The 6114-nt window shown below is 71.3% G+C and carries 5 protein-coding genes and 1 pseudogene; 3 read left to right on the top strand and 3 right to left on the bottom strand.

Annotation, left to right across the window (positions count from 1 at the left end; translation table 11 throughout):
* Window positions 1-365: transposase (locus ACZ7NC_RS16115; RefSeq protein WP_471488650.1), on the top strand; the 365-nt coding region annotated here is incomplete at its 5' end.
* Between the two features lie 10 nt (window positions 366-375).
* On the opposite strand, the pseudogene ACZ7NC_RS16110 reads toward ACZ7NC_RS16115, so the two are convergent.
* Window positions 376-903: pseudogene (locus tag ACZ7NC_RS16110) on the bottom strand (ferric iron reductase); the annotation flags it as partial.
* Window positions 904-1113: 210 nt separating this feature from the next.
* Here ACZ7NC_RS16110 and ACZ7NC_RS16105 point away from each other — a divergent pair.
* Complete coding sequence (locus tag ACZ7NC_RS16105) at window positions 1114-2238, top strand: DMT family transporter (protein WP_471488648.1); 1125 nt, start codon at window positions 1114-1116, stop codon at window positions 2236-2238.
* Here the strand turns inward: ACZ7NC_RS16105 and ACZ7NC_RS16100 are convergent.
* Window positions 2228-3436 (bottom strand): transglycosylase family protein, encoded by a 1209-nt coding sequence (locus ACZ7NC_RS16100; protein WP_471488646.1) that lies wholly within the window; start codon window positions 3434-3436, stop codon window positions 2228-2230. The genes ACZ7NC_RS16105 and ACZ7NC_RS16100 overlap by 11 nt on opposite strands.
* 304 nt (window positions 3437-3740) lie before the next feature.
* On the opposite strand from ACZ7NC_RS16100, the gene gndA reads away from it, so the two are divergent.
* Window positions 3741-5180 carry an NADP-dependent phosphogluconate dehydrogenase gene (gene gndA / locus ACZ7NC_RS16095; RefSeq protein ID WP_471488644.1) on the top strand — a complete coding sequence of 480 codons (1440 nt, stop codon included), beginning with the start codon at window positions 3741-3743 and terminating at the stop codon, window positions 5178-5180.
* A gap of 551 nt (window positions 5181-5731) precedes the next feature.
* On the opposite strand, the gene ACZ7NC_RS16090 is transcribed toward gndA, so the two are convergent.
* The gene (locus tag ACZ7NC_RS16090) at window positions 5732-6076 is read right to left on the bottom strand and encodes a GNAT family N-acetyltransferase (RefSeq protein WP_471488643.1); all 345 of its coding nucleotides are present in this window, start codon (window positions 6074-6076) and stop codon (window positions 5732-5734) included.
* Between the last annotated feature and the right edge of the window lie 38 nt (window positions 6077-6114).

Here is a 6114-nt window from a genome sequence, read left to right as displayed (position 1 = left end):
CTCTTCTGGACCGGATCCGCGTCCCTCGCACCGGCCTGGGGCGACCACGTTGCAGGCCTGATCAGGTCATCGCGGACAAGGCCTACAGCTCTCGTGGCTTCCGTGCCTACCTGCGCAAACGCGGCATCGCGCACACCATCCCCGAGAAGACCGACCAACGGCGGCACCGACTCGCTCGCGGCCGACACGGTGGCAGACCGCCTGTATTCGACCGGGAGACCTACCGCCAGCGCAACCTCATCGAACGCTGTTTCAACCGGCTCAAAGGCTTCCGCGGCATCGCGACCAGATACGACAAGACCGCCACCTCCTATGAAGCGGCGGTCACACTCGCGTCGTTCCTGCTCTGGGCAAGATCCCTTTGAAGACGGACCCTAGTTGGCGGGCCGCGCCCGCGAGCGCGGATCCCGCGTTGCCCCACAGCAGGCCGGCGGCCACGCGGTATCGGGCGCTGAGGGCCGCGTTCAGCGGTTCCAGGTGGCCGCGGAGGACGACGTCCGCGAGGGTGGCCGGGTCCGCGGGCAGCGGGCGCACCTCCGCGAGCCACAGGTCGTCGGGGGCGCTGCCGTCGGGGTCCCAGTGCAGCAGGCCCGGGTCGAGGTCCGGGATCCGGCCGTAAAGGGCGGCACAGCCGAGGCTCACCGACCACAGCCTGGCGGCCAGGCCCTGCTGGGCCACGGAGGCGGCGATCCGCGACTCGGGGGCGCACAGGGTATCCGCGACCTTACGGACCCGGGAGGTCAGAGGATCGCCGTGCACCGCCGACACCGGCTCCGCGTACGCCTCCGCGAGGGTCGTGAATGGCCGAAGAACTTCCCCCGCCGTGCGTAGTACGAAGAAGCCGCCGAGCGGCCGGAGCGCGGCGAGTTCGGGGTCGAGGTCCACGAAGAGCAGTAGTACCAGGGCCTCTGGGGGTCTTCACCTGGGGGTCTCCGTCAGGGGTCACCCGCCTTGGGGATGACTTGGCCGTCGTAGTACTCCATCGGCAGTACGACACAGTGCGTGCTCTGGTACGACGACGGGAAGAGCTTTTCGAGGCATCGTGTTGCTTATGAAAGCCGACCGTTCGCCGCGCCGGGGGCCCCGCCCCCGCTTCACGCAGAGGAGCAGCTCATGAGTGCCCTCGCGTTGTCCGTGCTTCTGTCGCTCGTCTCCGCGGTGGCCTACGCGGGCGGAGCGATCGTGCAGGAGCGTATCGCGGTGTCGTCCCCGGGTCAGCAGTTCGCGCCGATGCGTCGGCCGGGCTGGTGGGCGGCGGTCGCGCTGAACGGGCTCGGTGGGCTGCTGCACGTGGTGGCGCTGACTTTCGGTCCGCTGAGTCTGGTGCAGCCGCTGGGCGCGCTGACGATCGTGTTCGCGCTGCCGATGGCGGCGCTGTTCGTGGGCCGCAGGGCCGGTTCGACGGCCTGGCGCGGCGCGATCATGGCGACCGTGGGCCTCGCCGGACTGCTGTCCCTGGTCGGCACCTCGGAGTCGCAGTCGCTCGAGACGGCCGAGCGGGCGGCCGTGGCCCTGGTGACCGGCGGCATCGTCGTGACGCTGATGATCGCGGGCCGCGCGGCCCACCGGCATCCGGCGGTGCGCAGCATGCTGCTCGCGACCGCGTCCGGCATAGCCTTCGGCATGTCCTCGGTGTTCACGAAGATCGTCGCCGTGGACTGGAACGGCGGGGTGTCAGTGGCCGACCTGCCGTCCCTGGCCACGATCGGCGTCTTCGCCACCGCCGGTCTGCTGCTGTCCCAGGCCGCCTACCGGGGCGCGGGACTCGCGGCGCCGCTGGCAACGCTGACGGTCGTGAACCCGGTGGTGGCGGCCGCGGTCGGCATAACGCTGTTCGGCGAAACCTTCCGCTACGGCACGACCGGCACCGTCCTCGCCCTGGGCTGCGGTGTGGTGGCGGCGGGCGGCCTGATCCTGCTGACGACGGAGCGGATCGCGCGTACGGAAACGGAGGCCGAGGTTCGGGTCACCGAGCCGGCACTGGCCGAGACCGACCTGGACGCGGTGCCGGCAGAGGCAATCCTCGTGCCCGACGGGATCGACGGGATCGACGGGATCGACGGGATCGACGGGATCGACGGCGTGCTCATACCGGCCCAGGTCGCGCAGGGGCCGTACGAGGAAACGGAGCCGTCGCATCCCGACCACGGATCCCCCAACCTCTACGGCCCCTTCTACGGCGGTCCGTACGTCCCGACGCCGGTCCTCGACCGGCATCGGATGCGCGTCAAATCCTGACGCCGCCGGCCCGGAGGTAGGCCACCGGATCGATGTCGGAACCGAAACCGGGCCCCGTCCGCACCTCGAAGTGCAGATGCGGGCCCGTGCTGTTGCCCGTGGACCCGGAGCGGCCGATGCGCTGCCCGGCGCCCAGCGACTGCCCGTCCTTCACGGCGATCGCCGAGAGATGGGCGTACTGGCTGTAGCGGCCGTCGGCGTGCCGGACCACCACCTGGTAGCCGAAGGAGCCCTCCCACCCGGCGCTCACCACCTGCCCGGCCCCGACGGACCGCACGGAGGTGCCGGTCGGCACGGCGAAGTCGACACCGGTGTGGTAGCCCTTCGACCAGGAGGCACCCGCCTTGCGGTACGGCGTGCCGGTGGCGGCGCTCACCGGGGCGACCAGCGAGCGACTGCTCGTCGCCTGCTCATGCCGCTCGGAAGAAGACTTCTCGGGGACGGTCCTGGGCGTGGTCTTCGGGGTGGACCTGGGGGTGGTCCTGGGGGTGGTTTTGCGGGTGGTTTCGGGAATCGCCGCCGGCTCGGTCGTCGTGGCGGCCTTGCCGCGCAGGGCGAGCCGCTGTCCCGGCAGGATCAGGTCGGGGTCCGCCCCGACGGCCTTGCGGTTCGCGGCGTAAAGGCCCCGCCAACCGCCCTTGACCTCCTGCGACTCGGCGATCTCCGAGAGGGTGTCGCCGTGGACCACGGTGTACATCTCGGCGGTGCCCGCCCTCGACTGGGGCGTGGTCTGCGGCTGGACGTCCTGGACGGAGGTCTTGGAGGTCTTCTTCGGGGTCTTCGTCGTGGTGCCGGCCGGCTGGATGTCGGGGGTCTCCCCGCCCCGGGTCAGCCCGGCCCGCACCGAGCACACCGGCCAGGCGCCGGGCCCCTGCCCGTCCAGCACCTTCTCCGCGACGGCGATCTGCTGGTCCTTGGTGGCCAGATCCGCGCGCCCCGCGTACCGGGCGCCGCCGTACGCCTCCCACGTGGACTGGGCGAACTGCAGTCCGCCGTAGAAGCCGTTGCCGGTGTTGACGTGCCACCTGCTGGTCGACTCGCACGCGGCGACCTTGTTCCAGGTGTCCACGTCGGCCGCGTGCGCGACACCGGTGCCGATGAGGGGGAGCGCCATCCCGGCGCCGCCCGCGGTGACGGTGAGTGAGGCGCGGTTGATCCTGTTCGGCTGGTACCGGCGATGCCGGCCGCGTACGGCCATGAAGGAGCCCCCCATTGACATGCGTCAGGAGGGGCAAAAGTAAGCGCTGCTAACAGGCCATGACAAGACAGCAAATCAGCCGCTCCTTCACGCCAAGTGGCGTGGATGGGGCGCACGTTGTCCGACACCCGTGACGACTGAGTGCGCCGGGGCGTTTCGTGCGTATGTGCCTGCGACATCGCGCCACCCGGATGTGCGCTCGGAGTACCGGCACGTCAGGATGGACGAGGGGCAATACTGGCGGGCAGTACTGGCGGGCATGACCGGCACCGCTTATATATCGAGGTCACTTAGGAGCCAACGCATGAGCACTTCGGCGCAGATCGGCGTCACGGGTCTGGCGGTCATGGGCCGCAACCTCGCCCGGAACTTCGCCCGCAACGGCTATACGGTCGCGGTGCACAACCGGACGTCGGCGCGTACGCGGGCGCTGGTGGAGGAGTTCGGGAGCGAGGGCGACTTCATCGCGGCCGAGACCGCCAAGGAGTTCGTCGCGGCGCTGGAGCGGCCGCGGCGGCTGGTGATCATGGTGAAGGCCGGTGAGCCGACGGACGCGGTGATCCAGGAGTTCGCGCCGCTCCTTGAGCCCGGCGACATGATCATCGACGGTGGCAACGCGCACTTCGCCGACACCCGGCGCCGCGAGCGTGACCTGCGTGAGCAGGGCATCCACTTCGTCGGCATGGGCGTCTCGGGCGGCGAGGAGGGCGCGCTGCACGGGCCGAGCATCATGCCGGGCGGCCCGAAGGAGTCGTACGACTCGCTGGGCCCGATGCTGGAGAAGATCTCCGCGAAGGCGAAGGACGGGGCGCCCTGTGTGACGCATGTGGGTCCGGACGGCGCCGGGCACTTCGTGAAGATGGTGCACAACGGCATCGAGTACGCCGACATGCAGCTCATCGGCGAGGCGTACCAGCTGCTGCGGGACGTCGCCGGTTACGAGCCCGCGCAGATCGCGGAGATCTTCCGGACCTGGAACCAGGGCCGACTGGACTCCTACCTGATCGAGATCACCGCCGAGGTGCTGTCCCACGTGGACACCGGGACGGGCAAGCCGTTCGTGGACGTGGTGGTCGACCAGGCGGAGCAGAAGGGCACGGGCCGCTGGACGGTCCAGATCGCGCTGGACCTGGGCGTACCGGTCTCCGGCATCGCGGAGGCGGTCTTCGCCCGCTCCCTCTCCGGGCACGCGGCGCTGCGTGAGGCCTCGCGCGGGCTGGCCGGCCCGAAGGCGTCGCCGCTGAGCGAATCCGAGGCCGCGGCCTTCGCCGACCGGGTGGAGCAGGCGCTGTACGCGTCGAAGATCGTGTCGTACACGCAGGGTTTCCACGAGATCGACGCCGCGCGCGCCGAGTACGACTGGGACATCGACCTGGGCGCGGTCTCGGCCATCTGGCGTGGCGGCTGCATCATCCGCGCGGCGTTCCTGGACCGCATCCGCGCCGCCTACGACGCCCGCGCCGACCTGCCGAGCCTGCTGTCGGACGAGACGTTCGCGCAGGAGATCGCCGCCGCGCAGGACGACTGGCGTGAGGTACTGGTCGCCGCGACCCGGCAGGGCGTGCCCACGCCGGGCTTCGCCGCGGCCCTCGCGTACTACGACGCCCTGCGCGCCGAGCGGCTGCCCGCGGCGCTCACGCAGGGGCAGCGGGACTTCTTCGGTGCGCACACGTACCGGCGTGTCGACCAGGAGGGTTCCTTCCACACGCTGTGGGGCGGGGACCGTTCGGAGGTGTCCGCCTAGGACCGGTCCGGTCCGTCATGTGTGACCGCCCCGTGCCCGGTCGCCGATCCGGGCACGGGGTACACATGACCCTCAGGTGAGCGGCGGCCCGGGCTCGGGGTTCGGCACCGGCTCCGGTCCCGGCGGGATCGGTGACGGTGGGGGCCCGGGGGGCGAGGGCGGGCTCGGGGGTGCCGGCGGGGTCGGTGCCGGGCCCGGCGGAGGTCCCGGGGTCGGGGGCGGTCCGGGTGCGGGCGGTCCCGGTGCGGGCGGTTCGGGAGCCGGCGTGGGCTCCGGGGGCGGGACCGGGTGTGGCTCGGGGTGCGGGGGCTCCGGGGGCGGCGGCTCCGGGCTCGGCGTCGGTCCCGGATGGACCGGATCCGGATACGGGTTGGTCATGGTGTCCTCCAGCCAGTCCGTGGCATCGGCTCTGGACTACTCCCCCGCGTACCCGATGGCCGCGCCACCAGTCACTCACCCGCGTCAATGCGGGCGCCCAAGTGGGCCTGTCGGAGGCGGCCCTGGCCGAGCCGCGACCTCGCCGGAACCGCCCTCGCGGGAATCGCCCTCCGTCAGAACCGGTCGGGGTGCTCCCGCAGCCAGTCCTTCGCCGCTTCCAGCAGCTCCGGGTCGGCGGCCGGGGCCTCGTCCGGGTGGCGTTCGGCCCACTTCACGACGTACGGGCACAGCGGCGCCACGACGACTCCCGCACGCGCCGCCATGCCGTACAGCTCACGGGTCAGCGAACCGGCGATGCCCTTCCCCTCATGGGCCGGCTCCACGATGGTGTGGACCGGGACGAGGGCGCGCGCCGGGGATTCGAGGACGAAGTACTCGATGTGGCCGATGACTTCGTCGCCCTGGAAGGCCTCCAGGCGGCCCGCGGCCCGGTCGTCGCGGATCTCGATGTCGCTCATGACACGCTCCCTGGTCCGTCTTGCGTCTGGAGTCGAGC

Source organism: Streptomyces sp. NPDC111802 (assembly GCF_055634335.1).
Note: the sequence above shows the minus strand (reverse complement) of the source record. Positions and strands in the feature narration are given on the sequence as shown.

What these genes read in the sequence shown, in the direction of transcription:
- ACZ7NC_RS16090 (WP_471488643.1), bottom strand. Translation starts at nt 6,076, where the DNA reads ATGAGCGACATCGAGATCCGCGACGACCGGGCCGCGGGCCGCCTGGAG.
- ACZ7NC_RS16105 (WP_471488648.1), top strand. Translation starts at nt 1,114, where the DNA reads ATGAGTGCCCTCGCGTTGTCCGTGCTTCTGTCGCTCGTCTCCGCGGTG.
- ACZ7NC_RS16100 (WP_471488646.1), bottom strand. Translation starts at nt 3,436, where the DNA reads ATGGCCGTACGCGGCCGGCATCGCCGGTACCAGCCGAACAGGATCAAC.
- gndA (WP_471488644.1), top strand. Translation starts at nt 3,741, where the DNA reads ATGAGCACTTCGGCGCAGATCGGCGTCACGGGTCTGGCGGTCATGGGC.